The 15,668-nt window shown below is 55.3% G+C and carries 12 protein-coding genes and 1 tRNA gene; 3 read left to right on the top strand and 10 right to left on the bottom strand.

What is annotated here, in order from left to right; genetic code table 11:
- Window positions 1-9 precede the first annotated feature (9 nt).
- The 6 genes from HMPREF2712_RS01155 to HMPREF2712_RS01130 form a co-directional block, all read right to left on the bottom strand.
- A complete protein-coding gene (locus tag HMPREF2712_RS01155; RefSeq protein WP_070819045.1) occupies window positions 10-2,253 on the bottom strand; it encodes an N-acetylneuraminate synthase family protein in 2,244 nt (747 codons plus the stop codon).
- Between the two features lie 90 nt (window positions 2,254-2,343).
- Complete coding sequence (locus HMPREF2712_RS01150) at window positions 2,344-3,072, bottom strand: acylneuraminate cytidylyltransferase family protein (RefSeq protein WP_005508906.1); 729 nt, start codon at window positions 3,070-3,072, stop codon at window positions 2,344-2,346.
- Complete coding sequence (locus HMPREF2712_RS01145; protein ID WP_070819044.1) at window positions 3,072-4,166, bottom strand: RNA-binding protein; 1,095 nt, start codon at window positions 4,164-4,166, stop codon at window positions 3,072-3,074. Before HMPREF2712_RS01145 ends, HMPREF2712_RS01150 begins: the two co-directional genes overlap by 1 nt.
- Window positions 4,159-4,725, bottom strand: coding sequence for an acyltransferase (locus HMPREF2712_RS01140; RefSeq protein WP_012904026.1), 567 nt, complete (start codon window positions 4,723-4,725; stop codon window positions 4,159-4,161). The genes HMPREF2712_RS01145 and HMPREF2712_RS01140 overlap by 8 nt, the downstream gene beginning before the upstream one ends.
- On the bottom strand, window positions 4,716-5,714 hold the full coding sequence (locus HMPREF2712_RS01135; protein ID WP_070819043.1) for a CgeB family protein: 999 nt from the start codon (window positions 5,712-5,714) through the stop codon (window positions 4,716-4,718). Before HMPREF2712_RS01135 ends, HMPREF2712_RS01140 begins: the two co-directional genes overlap by 10 nt.
- Before the next feature lie 258 nt (window positions 5,715-5,972).
- A complete protein-coding gene (locus tag HMPREF2712_RS01130) occupies window positions 5,973-6,893 on the bottom strand; it encodes a glycosyltransferase family 2 protein (protein ID WP_070819042.1) in 921 nt (306 codons plus the stop codon).
- 181 nt (window positions 6,894-7,074) lie between these two features.
- On the opposite strand from HMPREF2712_RS01130, the gene HMPREF2712_RS01125 reads away from it, so the two are divergent.
- Together HMPREF2712_RS01125 and HMPREF2712_RS01120 are read left to right on the top strand one after the other, a co-directional pair.
- A complete protein-coding gene (locus HMPREF2712_RS01125; protein ID WP_168167385.1) occupies window positions 7,075-8,031 on the top strand; it encodes an alpha-1,2-fucosyltransferase in 957 nt (318 codons plus the stop codon).
- A gap of 2 nt (window positions 8,032-8,033) precedes the next feature.
- Complete coding sequence (locus HMPREF2712_RS01120) at window positions 8,034-9,002, top strand: glycosyltransferase family 2 protein (RefSeq protein ID WP_070819040.1); 969 nt, start codon at window positions 8,034-8,036, stop codon at window positions 9,000-9,002.
- A gap of 105 nt (window positions 9,003-9,107) precedes the next feature.
- On the opposite strand, the gene HMPREF2712_RS01115 is transcribed toward HMPREF2712_RS01120, so the two are convergent.
- Complete coding sequence (locus HMPREF2712_RS01115; protein WP_246828646.1) at window positions 9,108-10,916, bottom strand: ABC transporter ATP-binding protein; 1,809 nt, start codon at window positions 10,914-10,916, stop codon at window positions 9,108-9,110.
- 721 nt (window positions 10,917-11,637) lie between these two features.
- On the opposite strand from HMPREF2712_RS01115, the gene HMPREF2712_RS01110 reads away from it, so the two are divergent.
- Window positions 11,638-12,768 carry an arsenate reductase/protein-tyrosine-phosphatase family protein gene (locus HMPREF2712_RS01110; RefSeq protein WP_070819038.1) on the top strand — a complete coding sequence of 377 codons (1,131 nt, stop codon included), beginning with the start codon at window positions 11,638-11,640 and terminating at the stop codon, window positions 12,766-12,768.
- 137 nt (window positions 12,769-12,905) lie between these two features.
- Here the strand turns inward: HMPREF2712_RS01110 and HMPREF2712_RS01105 are convergent, their stop codons facing one another.
- The 3 genes from HMPREF2712_RS01105 to HMPREF2712_RS01095 all read right to left on the bottom strand — a co-directional run bounded on the left by HMPREF2712_RS01105 (window position 12,906) and on the right by HMPREF2712_RS01095 (window position 15,519).
- Entirely contained in the window at window positions 12,906-13,886 is a 981-nt protein-coding gene (locus HMPREF2712_RS01105; RefSeq protein ID WP_005508913.1) for a ribose-phosphate diphosphokinase, read from the bottom strand.
- A gap of 20 nt (window positions 13,887-13,906) precedes the next feature.
- Window positions 13,907-15,361 (bottom strand): bifunctional UDP-N-acetylglucosamine diphosphorylase/glucosamine-1-phosphate N-acetyltransferase GlmU, encoded by a 1,455-nt coding sequence (glmU, locus tag HMPREF2712_RS01100; RefSeq protein ID WP_049352072.1) that lies wholly within the window; start codon window positions 15,359-15,361, stop codon window positions 13,907-13,909.
- Between the two features lie 87 nt (window positions 15,362-15,448).
- Window positions 15,449-15,519, bottom strand: a tRNA-Gln gene (locus tag HMPREF2712_RS01095).
- Window positions 15,520-15,668 lie beyond the last annotated feature (149 nt).

Here is a 15,668-nt window from a genome sequence, read left to right as displayed (position 1 = left end):
ATGCCGGTCCTACAGCCACTTCTCGAGGCGGTCCAGTGCAGTGAAGAAGCCCTCACCGTTGTTGATGTGGCCCTGCCAGATTTCGGGAATGAAGGATGCCTTCGGTGCCAGCTCACGCAGCTGCTTGCCCAGGGATGCCCAGTCGACATCGCCTTCGCCGACCTGAACGCCCTCACCGTCAACGCCGGTGCCGTCCACCAGGTGCAGGTGGATGGACAGCGGTGCCAGCTGCTTAACAGCCTCCGACAGCGGAATGTTCAGGAAGTTGCAAGCAAGCATGGTGTGGGAGATGTCCAGGCAGAGCGCGGTGTCGAATGCACGCGAGAACTCTGCGGTGTCCTTCGGATCCAGGAACAGGTTGTGGTACTGCTGACCACCCATCAGCCAGGGGTACGGGGGCAGAGTCTGAGCCGCCAGGCGAACGCCGGATGCGTCCAGACGCTTCAGCGCCTCGCCGATACGCTCGTACTTCTCAGCACGTGCCGATGCGGGGATGTGCTTGTCCTTGGTGAAGCCACCCATGGTCACGACCATGACCGGGTCCTCGTCTACGGTGAAGTAGCGGGTCAGGTCACGGGTGATGTCAATGGTGCGCTGAACCTCAGCGATGGAGCGCTCCCACACCTCGGGGTCCTTGGATGCCAGGTCCACCAGGAAGTCGCCTGCGAACAGGTCGGGCAGGTGGGTGGTGAAGCCCATGTCCAGCTTGGAGTCAAAGACGTCGTCGATGTTAATCTCGAGGTCCTTGTAGGAGAAGTGGAACTCCAGGAAGTCCGGCTTTGCCTCTTCAATCAGCGGCTTGTAGTCGTGGTAACGAACCGGCAGACCCCAGGGACGGTCGAACTTGAAGTCGCGGCGGGTCACCAGGTCGTCCTTCAGGTCGCCCTCGAAGAAGAACGAGCCTTCTTCAACGTCGCGCTGCATGGTGCGGCCCAGCAACTGCGGCAGGTAGTTCGGCTGCAGACCGCGGCCGGGGGACTTCACAGCAACGTCAGCCTCGGTCACGACCTCGCCCTTAGCAATGTGGCGGGTAGCAACCAGGGACTTAGCCAGGTTCACGCGGTTCATCAGCTCACCGGTGGACACCTCACGAGGAGCAGCAGAACCAATAGCCGCCTCAACCTCACGGATCTGCTGGACCATTGCCTTGAATTCCTCAGGCAGCAGGGAGACGGTGTGGTCGTTACCCTCGAGGGTCTTGTCAGTGGTGAAGTGCTTCTCAATGATCTTCGCGCCGCGAGCAACAGCAGCGATCGGCACGTGGTAGCCACGCTCGTGACCGGAGTAGCCGACCAGGCACTGACCAATCTCAGCCAGGCGGTCCATGTACGCCAGGTTGACGTCCTTGAAGGGTGCCGGGTATGCGGACTGGCACTGCAGCAGAGCGTAGGATGCGCCTGCGTTACGCAGCAGGGCAACGGACTCGCGGATTTCCTCTTCACGGCTCATACCGGTGGAAACCAGCATGGGCAGGCCGCGGGAAGCCACGTCGCGCAGCAGCTCGTGGTTGGTCAGGTCAGCAGACGCAATCTTCATACCCTGGATGCCGTAGTCAACCAGCGCCTGAACGGAGGGTGCGTCCCAGGGGGTGCACATGATGTCCATGTCGTGCTGCTTGACGTGGTCGAAGACCTCGTACATCTGGTCAACGGTCAGGGAGAAGCGGGACAGCAGGTCCAGGGTGTACTGAACGCCCAGGTCCTCACCTGCGGTTGCCGCACCGCGCTGGCGGTACAGAGCGTCCATGTCGCGCAGCTGGAACTTCACAGCGTCCGCGCCGGACTCAACAGCCAAATCCACCAGTTCCTTAGCGAAGTCAACGCTACCCTGGTGGTTGTTACCAATCTCAGCAATGATGAAGGAGGGGGAATCCTCGCTGATGGTGTGCTTACCGATGCGCAGAACGTCCTGCTCGTCCATTGCCAGTGCCACGAGGTGACCGCGCTCGTCGGTCAGCGGCACGTGGTTGATGCCCTTCGCGAAGTATGCGCGCAGGGTCTCGGGATCAGCGTCAGCCGGTGCGGTCTGCGGGTTGGTGTTTGCAGCGTCCAGGGCGCTGGTCTCCAGGGATGCAGTGGGGTTAGCAATCAGCCAACGACGGAAGTCGCCGTCAGAGAGCGAACCGCGCAGAATACCGGACTCGTTCACCAGGAAGATGATGCGCTGGCCGTTAGCAGAAATCTTCTGCAGAGCGTTGAGAATCGGGTCTTCAGCGAAGACCACGTAGGGTGCAATGTTGCGTTCAATAATCACGATTTTGACCTTTTCGTTTGAGTGTTTAGTTGAATGCCTGAGTGCCGGTCAAGCCGGGAGCGGCAGACGAGGTACTGCCGCGGGTGAAGGTTACTTGCCTTCGGCCAGGATCTGAGTGAGCTGGTGCTCTGCCACGGAGAAGTCAATCGGCGCGTCAATGTCGACGCCCTCGACCTCGTCCAGCATGAACAAATCAATGGTACCGCCGGGGTAGCCCGCCAGGCGGTTGTGGTGGTCCGTGTACACGTGGGTCTTGGTGATGTACATTGAACCGTTCTCACGGTAGCGGAAGGTTTCCTTGGTCAGCTCCTGGCGGCGCGGGCGAGCCATAATCTCGAACGCCGCGGTGGGCTCACCGTCAGCGTGCCAAGTCCAGATGAACGGACCAATCGGAATCACACCGACCATGGAGTCCTTACCGTTCTCCGCGAACTGGCGGACCGCACGAGCCAGAGTACCGGGCAGACGCACCGGGCTGGTTGCCTGCAGCAACATGACAGCCTCGGGTTCCCAACCGTTTTCGGTGTAGAACTCGATGGCGTGCTCGATGACCGGCTCGGTTGCGGTGGTGTCTTCAGCCAGGTGTGCCGGACGAATGAACGGTACCTCAGCACCGTACTCGCGGGCGATATCAGCCAGCTCAGCATCGTCGGTGGAGACGACAACACGCAGCTCGTGCTCGCCGGCTACTTCTTCCTTAGCAGCCAGTGCCTGCTCGATGGTCCATGCGACCAGCGGCTTACCCGCGATGGGGCGCAGGTTCTTACGCGGAATGCCCTTTGAGCCACCGCGCACGGGGATGACGCAGAGAATACGCATTATGCCTCCAAAGTTTCAATCATGAGTTCAGCGATACGCTGTGCCGGTTCCTTCTTCGGCTGAACCGGTGCCGGGGTCGGTTCCTGACCCCACTGGTTCATGCCGTAGCGGTCCCAGAATTCCACAAGCCATGCCGGCGGTGCCGGGTGGTAAACCCACGCCGGGATACCGCGGATCGCAGCCTCCAAAACACCGGTAGAGAAGATGGACACCACCGGGTTTGGCACCTCGTTCAGCGGAGTGCCGGAGCGGTCAATGCGGATGCCTTCCTTCTCCCACAGCTTGTGGGTCAGCACCGACAGCTTGTCCTTCTCGCTCGGGTGCGGGCGGTAGGTTCCACCAAACTTCTTCAAGAAGGAGTGCGAAGCGTACGCGAAGGATGCGCGCGGCAGTTCCGCACCGTGCATCTGTCCTAGGAAGATCGGTTCCAGGTCGTTCTGTTTCTGCGCCTCAGCACCGGCTGCCTTCTGCGCCGCGAGGTAGAGCAGCTGCGAACCCACCGCGTGAGTGGTGACATCGCGGCGGCCTGATGCCCAGAATTCGGCATCAGCTTCGCTGAAAGCCAGCAGGGTACATCCGACCGGTAGCGGCGGTGCCTGAGGCACCAGCAGGCCGTGCTGAACCATCCAGTACTCTGCGCCAATTGCACGAGAGAACTCGTAAGCTACTGCACCGCGGCTGAGGAACTGGGCTGCAGAAAGCACAATGCGAATATCAGGCAGGAGGCGCATCAGCTCGTCACCGGAAATCTCCTGCTCGGTCCAGTCCTTGCGCGAGTAGTGCTCGCTCGCGTACTGTCCGTCCAGGTACTCGCTAGCGTCCTCAGGAACCCACAGAGCCACGTCAACAGCATCTAGATGCTTAAGAGGCTCCAAGATTGCGTTGCGGTTCGTCGGAGAGAACGAATCCATAACGATCAGCACCTGAGGCTTAGTACCGCGAGTGTACAGAAGGCCGTGTACGGGTTCCTCCGCAATGGTTCGGGAACGTGCAGAGTCAAGAAGCGCTTTCAGCTTATACTTAGCCCACTTCAGCTTCTTCTGACGCCTCTGCCACGCCTGCCAAGCATCCAAATCTAGAGGGTATTTAAGCATCCTGCTTCTCCCCAGAACGGACTCGAATAACGGTAGCCGGGATGCCCACAGCCACAGCGTTAGCCGGAATGTCGCGGGTGACCACAGCTCCAGCACCAATCACCGCACCATCTCCAATGGTGACACCACCGAGCACGGACACATTCTGACCAAGGAAAACGCGATCGCCAATCACGATGTCGCCTCCGGGCTGCACATCATGCAGAGAGTCCAGAGGGTGCTCGCCAGAATTGACCATCACGTTATCGGCAAAGACACAATCCTTACCAATAGTCACATTCGACAGAGCGTGAATATGGCTACGGTGACCGACATAGGTCCCAGAACCAATACGCAGAATACCTCCGGCTTCAGAAGCGATCCAGGCATCCTCGTAAATTGCGATCTGGTCACCAAGGTAGATGTTCTCTACACCGACCATACGCAGAGGGCGGACAAGAACAGTCCCCGAACCGAAAGAGCCGAACGCCCGCGAGTACAGGGTCTTGCCCAGCAGGTCTGCCATGTGCCAACGCACGCTCGGCATCTTGGTCACAATCTTAGAAAGGTTTAGGCCCATAGCTGCTCCAAAATCTTTACACGCTGATCGAAGGTGTGCTCAGCCAGAGTACGCTTCTGACCAGCTTCACGAATCTGACGAGCCCACTTCGGCTCACGGAAAATACGGGTACAAATCTCGATGAGCTCATCAATGCTCTCGTAGACCAGAACCTCTTCCCCAGGAATGTAGTAGCGATCCACGTCAGCGCGGTCAATCACCTGCAGAGCGCCCACGCCGGGAGCCTCAAAGGTACGCATGGTGAAACCATCCTGGTTATTGTGGATGTTCAGCGTTGCCGGGGAGGACGCCATAATACCGTACGCCTCGGAGCGGTCAACATCGCGACCTGCGGGCACGCCGGAATCCTTGAACTGCTTAGTGCGCAGAATATCGTAGGGGTGACGCGACCAGGCACGACCGTAAGCACGCACCGGTAGACCGGCTGCGACCAGCGCCTGCAGGGTCTCCTCACGGTTGGGATACTTAGCGCCCACAAAGTTGATGGAATCCTCACGCATGGGGACAACCGGGCAATGGGTGTCGTAGGCGTTGGGCATGTCGAGCACCTCGAAGCCCTGCTCACGCAGGTGCTGCGCATCCAGCGGGCTGTAGCTTGCCAGCGCACCCAGGTGGTGCAGGTCCTCTTCGGTGTAGCTCATACGACGCATTTCGTCGTAAAGCCAGGTGCCGTAGCGAACACCGGAGGTATCCAGCAGGTCCCACCATTCGCGGGAGAGCATATCGCCCTTAATGACCAGCACAATATCCGGGCGGAACTCGTTGAAAGCGTCAATAGCCTTACGGGTTGCCTGCGCTGCGAAGCTTTCGGGGCGGTACTTCTCAGGCAGTTCGTGGGCAAGCTTGTTGAGGATGCGCTCGGGCAGAGTACCCGGCGCATCGTAGATGTGGGTGCACACTTCGTATCCGTGCACTTCCAGGGATGCTTGAATTGCCTTCCAGTACCCGTGGAATGCGGGTGAGAGCAGTAGAAGTTTGGGCTGAGTCATATGAGGATTGAATCCTGTCGGCGTTTGCTATGAGAACCCGCAGGGTAGAACCGTGCGGTGCTATGTGTTGGAGTGAAGAGGAACGGAAAGTTTCACCTGCAGCTTGAGGCAAAACATACCTACTGAAATTTTACAACGAAAGCAGGAGACGACACACTCGAATGCACTGTGTCGCCTCCTACGTTCTATATGCACCTTCTGACGAAGAGGGCTAAAAATCTTGCGGAACTGCCGCTGTAGATTCCGCACGTTTCGCGCCTAGTTCTCGCGGCGCTCTGCCTTGGCGATACGCTCCAGCTCGGTGGCGAGGAAGCCACGAGCGTCCACGTCCTTATTGCGCAGGCCGCGCACCGAGTTCACCAGGAAGTTCGCGTAGCTGGTAGCACGCAAAGCAACAGCGAGCTTCTTCTCCCAGCCCCACTTATCCGCATAGATGAAGCGGGCGGTGGTCAGCCACTGAATACGACGTGCTGAAGGCGAAGATCCGCCACCCTCGTGGGTTACAGTCACCGAAGGAATCAGGTAACGGTCCACACCAGCGTTCGAGAGGCGGTACTGGAAATCCACCTCTTCGCTGTTCATGTAGAAACGCTCATCCATGCCACCAATGCGGTTGAAGGTCGCGCGAGGAACGACCATGCACGCACCCATAACCCAGTCGACCTTCGCGTCCGAGGTGCCGGTGCATGCCTCAACATCGTGGCCGACACCGCGGTGCCACCAGTTAGTCGGCTTGAAACGAGCTAGCAGAGTGAACCATTCCCACGCCACATGCGCTGCGGTGGGGAACTTGCGTGCGACCCACTGCTGCTTGCCGTCGTGGCCAATAATCTGCGGGCTAGCCAGCACCTCGCCGTGGCGTTCCACGGCTGCGAGCATGCGCGAGACAAAGGTGTTATCCAGTTCCAGGTCGCTGTTGAGGATGAAAACCCATTCACCGGTCGCGGCAGCAACACCGGAGTTCACAGCTTTACCGAAACCACCATTCACAGGGCGGCGAACCACGGTCACACCCTCAACCTCGGGGAAGGGGGTGGGCGAAACGTCATCCGAGACGACGATTTCAATATCGGCGGGGTCAATACCCTGCTGAGCACGCAGAGTGTCAATAATGGCAAGAACCGGCTCCGGCTCGCCGTAGAAAGGAATAACCGCAGATACGCGGGGATGGAAGGTCATGTATTACAATCTTTCTTGAGTGAGAGGGATGATAGAAACCACCGTAACTGTGGGCACTATCGTCTCTAGGATTATACAACTTCACTACTTTTTCAGCTGCACTTTTCATTTACCTATGCAGTCGACAAATACTCACCCACTATCAACTCGCTATCTCATACATCCGAAAGGGGACTTTCTCGTGGATTCTGATATCCAAACCATCAATGAATCAGAAAGGGTTGCTGTATACACTGTTCAGCAACCCACTTTCAAACGTGCTGTCAATGCGGCTTACAATTCTATTCACCATAAGTATCTGGCGAAATATATTAACCTTCTGCGTCGTGGCGAAAAATTTATTCTCCTTTCCTACCCTATCTCCCGGGGAGGTAATTGGCTGTATCTATGGGCCCGCGCCGCTACTCTGCGCCATCACGGTACCGACAAAGCATCTTTGCTCTATGGTCCCGGAATGGAGGCATGGACCGAGGAGTTCCCGAAGCTTGCCTCCATTACGGCTCCCTCGTCAGAGTACAAGTTCTTTACCCGCCGTAGCGGCTACTTCCCGACGGATATTGAAAAGGATATCAGCGAAGAAGATTTGCACTTTTTTATTCGCGAATACCTTCTTTCTTCAGAATCCTTTAGCAAGCGCCTTGCAAGAATGCAGAACGTAGTGGATGAAAGTTCTCTCGTTATTAACATTCGCCGTGGCGATTACTATTCTGTGCCTCAAATTAATGAGATTTTCGGAATTGATACGGTGACCTATGTGGAGGAAGCGCTGAAGAAGCTTCAGGAGACCGTTACTCCTTCAAAGATTATTTTTGTATCGGACGATCTTCAGTGGTGTGAGGAAAATCTCTCACATCTAAATTCGGTTGCGCCATGCATTTTCGAAAAGCAGGGTTCCGGCATGTTCGATGACCTGGCGCTTGTGGCCAGCGCACCTTACCTAATTCTAACTAATACGACCTTCGGCTATTGGGGTGCTTACATCGGTGAGTTGTTGACTCAGAAGATTGTCTTTTCCCCTGATATTCATCAACTTCTTCCTAAAGATGCCCATATCTATCAGCGCCGCCCAAAGATGCACCGCACTCATTGGGTTGCTGTGCATCACCCCGAAGGTAAAAACTGGATTACGGGTGAGTAGCTGTGATTAACATTCTTAAATCCCTCAAGCACCAGCTTTTCCTGCTAAAGATAAATCATGATAATAAACGCGAAGCCATTGCACTTCGTGAGAGTGCTGAGTTTAAAGAACGTTACGCTTCGCTTAACAAAACATTTACCCACACGGTTCTCCCCTCCGGCCCCTTTATCTGGGGCATAACCATGGTGAAGAACGAAGCAGATATCGTCGAGCAGACAATCCGACATCTACTCGGTCAAGGTGTGGACCATATCTTAGCAGCTGATAATGGCTCTTCAGACGGGACCTATGAGATACTGCTCGAACTCAGCAAGATTCTACCCGTGCACGTTATTCAGGACCGTGAACTAGCCTACTACCAATCAGAGAAAATGACTTGGCTTGCTGACCGGGTGATGGAAGCGGGCGCTGAATGGATTATCCCTTTCGACGCTGATGAATTTTGGTATGGTGTTTCGGCTCCGCTATCGGAAGTCCTACGCTCGCAAAAGAGTCACACTATCGAGCTGACGAAGCTATACAACGTTTTTCCCAGTATTGAAGGACCTACTCTCAGGATTGATCCGACTCCCCACTGGGACCTGAAAGTGTGTTTCTCGCGCTGGGAAAATGCAGTTATCAAAATGGGCAACCATGAGGTCATTGCGCCGGGTAAGCAGAAACTTAATGAAGTTGCTATTATCCACTACCCCTGGCGTTCAAAGGAACAATTTGCTCGCAAGCTACATCAAGGGGCTAAGGCGTTGGAAGCCACCGATCTGCCTGAAGATATGGGCTACCATTGGAGACGTAATGGTGATATAACCGTTGAAAGTGCTACCCCCCTTTGGGAAGCACTTTTACACGGCGAGGTTGACAATGAAACTATCACTTGGCATCCAACCGGCCCTCTTACACCTATTGGCTCTTTGCCTCAAGAGTTTAAAGAAATCGTTCATTTGCTCAAAGAGAAGACGAGTACAGGTATTTAACACAGATCTTTCCAGACGGTAAAAATACAATAACATGTTGTAATAAAAGAAGGGGCTCTCGTTCATGACGAGAGCCCCTCTAATTTAGATACGCGACCTATGAGACTAGTCCGGCAACTGGCCCAGCTTCACCAGGTTAGCGAACTCTGCGTTTGCTCGCTGCACCTCAGCGAAGGTGCCTTGATTAGCAATTCGGCCATTGGAGAGATAAACCAGCTGATCAACATTGCGAACTGTCGATAGACGGTGAGCGACAATAATTACAGTGATATCCTTCGAGATTCGCTCAATGGTCTTCGTAATCTTGTGCTCAGTCTCGTTGTCCAATGCACTGGTCGCTTCGTCCAAAATCAACACGCTCGGGTTACGGTACAGGGCACGGGCAATGCCCATACGCTGCTTCTGGCCGCCCGAAAGACGGGTCGCGTTGTACCCCAGTTTAGTGTCCAGGCCATTTTCCAAGGACTCTACTACCTCAGTCAGCGCAGCAACTTCAAGGCAGTACTTAACACGCTCCACATCAATCTCATGTGGCTCAAGGCCAAAAGCAACTGCTTCAGTTACAGTACAGTCTGCGATAAAAACATCCTGAGGCACATAACCGATACGCTGATGCCAAGAACGCAAATCCTTTTGAATCGACTCACCATTCTTCAGTACCTGTCCATTAGTCGGAGCAAAGAGGCCCAAGATTAGGTCAATTAGAGTCGTCTTGCCCGACCCAGAGCCACCCACGAAGGCAATTGAGGATCCCATCGGGACATCCAGCATAATATTGTTAAGAACCGGCTTATCGCCATCAGGGTACTGGAAGCTCAAATTATCAACCTGAATGTTAATCGGTTCAATCGTTTTATTGATGTACTCGTAATCATCCGGAACAACAGGCTTGGAAGCTAGGTTAAACATTCGGGCTTCAGGCGTGAGCTGCTCAATCTCCTTCACAAGTTCGTCGCTGGCATGTTCACCTGCACGAATGTTGCCAAGGGATGCCACCATGCGAGTGTAGTTCGGCAGGATTCGGATACAAGCACCCGCGAAGAGAAGCAGATACCCAGTGCTATCTGCACCCTGAGTTGCGCTCATAAACGCAAGAAGACCCGCAATACCCAAGATAAAAATAATTTCAAGGGTGTACTTCGGAAATTCGGACAGGAAAGCACTACGCATAGAAGCACTTACCGCATCCAGACGCTTTTCCTGGTAACGATACATGTAACGATCAGTCGCGTCATACAGACGAATCTCACGGAAGCTATCTACCGACTCAATCATCGCAGACCATGCGCCTTTAGTCGCATTCAGGACAATAACACCCTGCTCACGGTTCTTACGCTTAAGAACACTCTGCAGGACGAAGGACGTCAAGCCAAAATAAACCATCGCCAATAACGCCGGCACAGGCATAATAACCAGCAACATAACCATAAGCATTAGAATCGACAGCAATTCACCGATAAATCCTAATACTCCACCAACAAACGCTCCATATGTCTGGGCAGTGACGTCGTTCACCGCGTTATAAATTGGGGCTGCACCACGCTTGCGGTGATCCAAGTAAGGCTCACGAGTATACCTGTTCAAGAGAGCTACAGATACCGCACTCTGCTGGGTGGCAAGAAAACTAAGACTCCAGCGACGGACCACAAGCGAAAAAACACCTTTAAGGACAAACGCTGTAACAAGAGTCAAACCAAAGATGATAATCAAGGTCGGTGTGTCCGGACTGCCAAAGAAATTAGAAACTTCCAAAATGACACCCTCACGCGGGGCTCCCATAGCAAGGTTTACCAGGGGAAGCACCAGCGCAACACCAAGCATCTCGAATAGCGACACAAGGAAAAGACCAATGACATTGACGATAAGGAGCCTAAATTTCTTACCAGGGAAGAAAAGTCGGATCTTAGAGTACATACTCTTCACGATAAAACCTGTACCTTCTGCAGATAACCATCCGCAATAGAACAAATAACTTGAGCATGAGAAAAACAATTACAGTATCTGTGATAAACTCCGGATTTGAATCCAAATTTTACCATTAGATGCGATGCAATGCTTTCAAAAATAAACAAGCTTGAAATAAATATCTCAAAATATAACATTCTGCACCATAAACATCGTTTCTGGTGTCGTAAGTCTGTTTAAACTCTGCTACCCGCCATAGGGAGATACGCTCTCCGTGCCTCCCTTACTGCCGTCGTTTGGAGAAGAGAAATGTAACAGGTTATAAAGAAGCCCGTTAAATCTCAGCATCTTTTGAGAAAAAGCCGATCTAGGGTATGCGGATAGAACCGAAGTTTTTGTTGCGAGAAGGTTCATGATGCCTTTCTCGACCCGCCCACAAGATACAGGCGGGCCTATGAGTTTAAGGAGTGATGAGCAGATGCTAGGCATAATTTTAGCACGCAGGCTTTCCTCAGCTTTAGAGGGTTTTCTGTACTTTAGGTCATCTTTCGTGGAAAAACTGGGAGAGATGTCAACTTTACGTACACCTGTAGGGCATTCGCCACACACAGGAAAAGGAACCGTTGAAGGTGCAAGTAACTCGGTATGATAGATACTATTCATTCAACCAACCCAGCACTTCCGGCTTCCCTGTTCACTGTTGGGTACGTCAATTAGAAAAGGCTTTTTGATGGGCATCTTCAACATTAAGTCCCTCAAGGACAAGTACGCGTGGGGGTCCTCCGAGGACAAAACCAACTCGGCAGAAACCGCCGAGGAGCACCCGGCAACCCCCGCTTCTTCCTCCGCAAATATTGCCGACGGAGTCCGTTCCCTCATTAAGAGCAACCCCGAACTGGCGGGCAAGAACCGCCGCGGGGTAGCCAGCCGTACCATCACCCCCGACGGTTCGCTCCGCGAAGCCATCCAAGACTACGAAGTCCGTTCCCCCACCGAGGTAGCCAGCCAGGAAGTCACGCCTGAAGAAGAGCTCAGCGCCGACGGTACCGCAACCGTCTCCGCGCAGCCCCTCATCCACACCGACATCGAGGCCACCCCCGGCGACATCCTCGACGTAGACGGTAAGACCACCGGCCCCAGCATCATCCGCGTCGGCCACCACAACGCGCCCACGATCGATGCCGAAGAGCTCGCCGACCCCGAAGAAGCCAACAACCAGAGCGCAGGAAACGTACAGTCCTCCCCCGCTACTGACTCCCGAGGCGAGCGCACCCCGCTGTTCAAGCTCTCCCCCAAAACCCTCAACCGTACCGGCAGTACGAGCGGCGACGGCCCCTTCGAAGCTGTCTTCGTCTGCACCGGCAATATTGCCCGCAGCGCATCTGGTGAGGTCATCTCCAAGCACCTTGCCGCAGAATACGGGCTGGAAGACAAGTGGATCTTCTCCAGCGCAGGCACCGGTGCCCTCGTCGGTCACGGCGTCTACGAACACGTAGCTAACGAGCTCATCGAACGAGGTTACAATCCGGAGGGCTTCGCATCCCGCCAGATCAACGAGCAGATTATCGAGAACGCCACCATCATCCTGGTAGCCGAGAAGGTACACGCTGATTGGATTGTGCGCGAGTGGCCCCAGCACCACTCCAAGATCAAGCTGCTCAAGCAGGCTGCTCGCATTCGCGAGGATGCACGCCGCGCCGAGCCGCTTTCCTACCTCTACTCCTACGGTACCCGCCCACTCGATATCGACAGGTTGGAAGACCCCTACCGCCGTGGCCCCGCAGCAGCGAAGGTTGCAGTGGATGAGGTGGAGCAGTCCCTGCGTGTGATTCTGCCCTGGCTCGCACAGGCACACCGCTAAGCATACGACGCTAAATACAGCACTAACCCGGCAGGAACAGATATCTACTCCTGCCGGGTTAGCTTTAGTCTCAGCACAAGAAAGTCCCCCACCGACCTAACGGTCAGCGGGGGACTTTCTACATGCTCTGAGAAAACTTAGTGATCGAAAATCTCGGTCACAGAGCCCTCGTCGAAGACCTCACGGATAGCGCGAGCAATCAACGGAGCAATGGAGAGAATAGTCAGGTTATCGAACTGCTTCTCTTCCGGCACGGGCAGGGTGTTAGTCACGATGACCTCCACAGCACCGCACTGAGACAGACGCTCAGCAGCCGGATCGGACAGAACCGGGTGGGTAGCTGCGATAATAACTTCCTTTGCACCCTTGTCCATGAGGACCTTCACAGCGCCAGCAATGGTGCCGCCGGTGTCAATCATGTCGTCAATCAGCACACAGGTACGACCCTCGATGTCACCCACAACAGTCTTAGAAACAGCATGGTTGGGGACGTTAATGTCGCGGGTCTTGTGCACGAACGCCAGGGGTGCGCCGTCCAGCAGATCAGCCCAGTGCTCAGCCACTCGGACACGACCGGTATCCGGGGACACAACGGTCACGTTGGACAAGTCTTCCACGCGCTCGCGGATGTGCTTAGCCAGAACCGGAATCGCGAAGAGGTGATCCAGCGGGCCGTCGAAGAAGCCCTGAATCTGCGAAGTGTGCAGATCCACGCACATCAGGCGGTCAGCACCTGCAGTCTTGTACAGGTCCGAAATCAGACGTGCCGAAATAGGCTCACGACCCTTGTGCTTCTTGTCCTGACGAGCATAGGGGTAGAAAGGAGACACCACGGTAATAGAGCGAGCAGATGCACGCTTGAGTGCATCAATCATAATGAGCTGCTCCATGAGCCATTCGTTGATGGGTGCCGGGTGCGACTGAATCACGAAAGCGTCCGCACCGCGCACCGACTCCTCAAAACGGACGTAGGTCTCGCCATTGGCGAAGGTGTATGCGGAGGTGGGCAGCAGGTCGTGATCAAGGGCCTGTGCAATCTCCTCGGCAAGCTTGGGGTGTGCTCGACCGGAGACCACTACAAGCTTGCGCTCACCGGGGTTGGTAATCTCGCTACTCATGGTGTTGTTCTTTCCTCGAATTAAGATTCTGCCGGTTCCTGCGCGCCGGCAGCCTTGGCGGCTTCGGCGGGTTCGGTACCAGCACGGTTCTTCAGGACCCAGCCTTCGATAGTGCGCTGGGAAGTCTCAGAGTAGGCGAGGGCGCCCGCAGGAACATCCTTACGGATGAGCGCGCCCGCGCCAGAGTAGGCACCGTCACCAACGGTAACAGGTGCGACGTAAATACCCGCGGATCCCATGCGGGCATGTGCTCCAATAACGGAGCGGTTCTTCACCAGACCGTTATAGTTCGCAAAAATAGAGCCTGCACCAATGTTTGCGCCTTCACCGATGGTGGCGTCACCAACGTAGGACAGGTGCGGGACCTTGGCACCATCACCAATCTGCGAGTTCTTAGCCTCGCAGAAAGTGCCAAGCTTAGCGCCCTTGCCCAGGGTGGTACCGGGGCGCAGGTATGCGAAGGGTCCAACAGTTGCACCTTCGCCGATGACAGCACCGAAACCGTGAGCGCGGATGACAGTAGCGTCAGCCTCAACGGTCATATCGGTCAGGGTGGTGTCCGGGCCAATGGTGGCACCGGTAGCAACGGTGGTGGAGCCATGCAGTTGCACGCCGGGCAGCAGGGTCACATCGTTCTCAATGGTGACGGTAACGTCAATCCAGGTGTTCTGCGGATCAACGATGGTCACGCCGTTGCGCATGTGTGCCTCAAGGATACGGTTGTTGAGCATACGGCCCAGCTGAGCCAGCTGCACGCGGTCGTTAGCGCCTTCAACCTCCCAGCGGTCCTCAATAGCCAGAGCGGAGGTGCGGTGGCCCTTCGAACGAGCAATGGACAGAACGTCGGTAATGTACTTCTCGCCCTGTGCGTTGTTGGTGGTCACCTCGAGCAGTGCCTCACGCAGAACAGCGGCGTCAAAAGCGTAAATACCGGAGTTAATCTCGGTAATTTCGAGCTCTTCGGGGGAAGCGTCCTTCGCCTCAACAATAGCGGTCACTTCGCCAGCCTGGTTACGGACAATACGACCGTAGGCGCCGGGCTCATCAATGTGGGTGGTCAGGACGGTTACGGAGTTCTTGTCTTCCTCGTGGAAGGCAATCAGTTCGCGCAGAGTCTCGGGGCGCAGCAGAGGAACATCGCCGTAGGTCACCAGGACGGTGCCGGAGACGGGTGCCTGCGCATCCAGAGCGTTCAGACCGACCTCAACAGCGCGGCCGGTACCCGGAATCTCATCCTGATCAACGATGGTTACCTCAGGGTCAAACGCAAGCACATGCTCAGCAACCTTATCGCGCTGGTGACGTACCACAACAGCGAGGCGCTCAGGGCTCAGGTCGCGTGCAGCAGCGACAGCGTGCTCAACCATGGAACGACCACCAATGCCGTGCATGACCTTGGGGGTCGCGGACTTCATGCGCGTACCAGCGCCTGCGGCGAGAACGATCACTGCAGAGGGTGCCAGTTCAGTGTTCACTGGGAAGACTCCTTAGACGAGGTTGTAAGAGTGAGGAGTGAGCGCGGACCGCCAACTCTCTATCAACGGTGCCGTTGAGTGCTTACGCTCCGCCACTAGGACTCGAACCTAGACAAACGGCTCCAAAGGCCGCTGTGCTGCCATTACACCATGGCGGATTATCCATACATTCATATGAGTTCCCAGCTACGGGCCCCCATTGTCATTGACCGCCATTTTGGGCACAGAACAGCGCAATGCAGGAAATGCTTTCCTCAGTTTATCAAATATCTGTGCTCAACTTAGCCGCGCACCCCGCAATCCCCAC

The organism is Rothia sp. HMSC064F07 (assembly GCF_001837265.1).
GTDB lineage: Bacteria > Actinomycetota > Actinomycetes > Actinomycetales > Micrococcaceae > Rothia > Rothia mucilaginosa.
This window is presented reverse-complemented; position numbering and strand designations above follow the sequence as displayed.

Coding starts and splice junctions, on each gene's coding strand:
- HMPREF2712_RS01135 (WP_070819043.1), bottom strand. CDS start 5,714: ATGACTCAGCCCAAACTTCTACTGCTCTCACCCGCATTCCACGGGTAC.
- HMPREF2712_RS01130 (WP_070819042.1), bottom strand. CDS start 6,893: ATGACCTTCCATCCCCGCGTATCTGCGGTTATTCCTTTCTACGGCGAG.
- HMPREF2712_RS01110 (WP_070819038.1), top strand. CDS start 11,638: ATGGGCATCTTCAACATTAAGTCCCTCAAGGACAAGTACGCGTGGGGG.
- HMPREF2712_RS01115 (WP_246828646.1), bottom strand. CDS start 10,916: ATGTACTCTAAGATCCGACTTTTCTTCCCTGGTAAGAAATTTAGGCTC.
- HMPREF2712_RS01140 (WP_012904026.1), bottom strand. CDS start 4,725: ATGGGCCTAAACCTTTCTAAGATTGTGACCAAGATGCCGAGCGTGCGT.
- HMPREF2712_RS01150 (WP_005508906.1), bottom strand. CDS start 3,072: ATGCGTATTCTCTGCGTCATCCCCGTGCGCGGTGGCTCAAAGGGCATT.
- HMPREF2712_RS01105 (WP_005508913.1), bottom strand. CDS start 13,886: ATGAGTAGCGAGATTACCAACCCCGGTGAGCGCAAGCTTGTAGTGGTC.
- HMPREF2712_RS01145 (WP_070819044.1), bottom strand. CDS start 4,166: ATGCTTAAATACCCTCTAGATTTGGATGCTTGGCAGGCGTGGCAGAGG.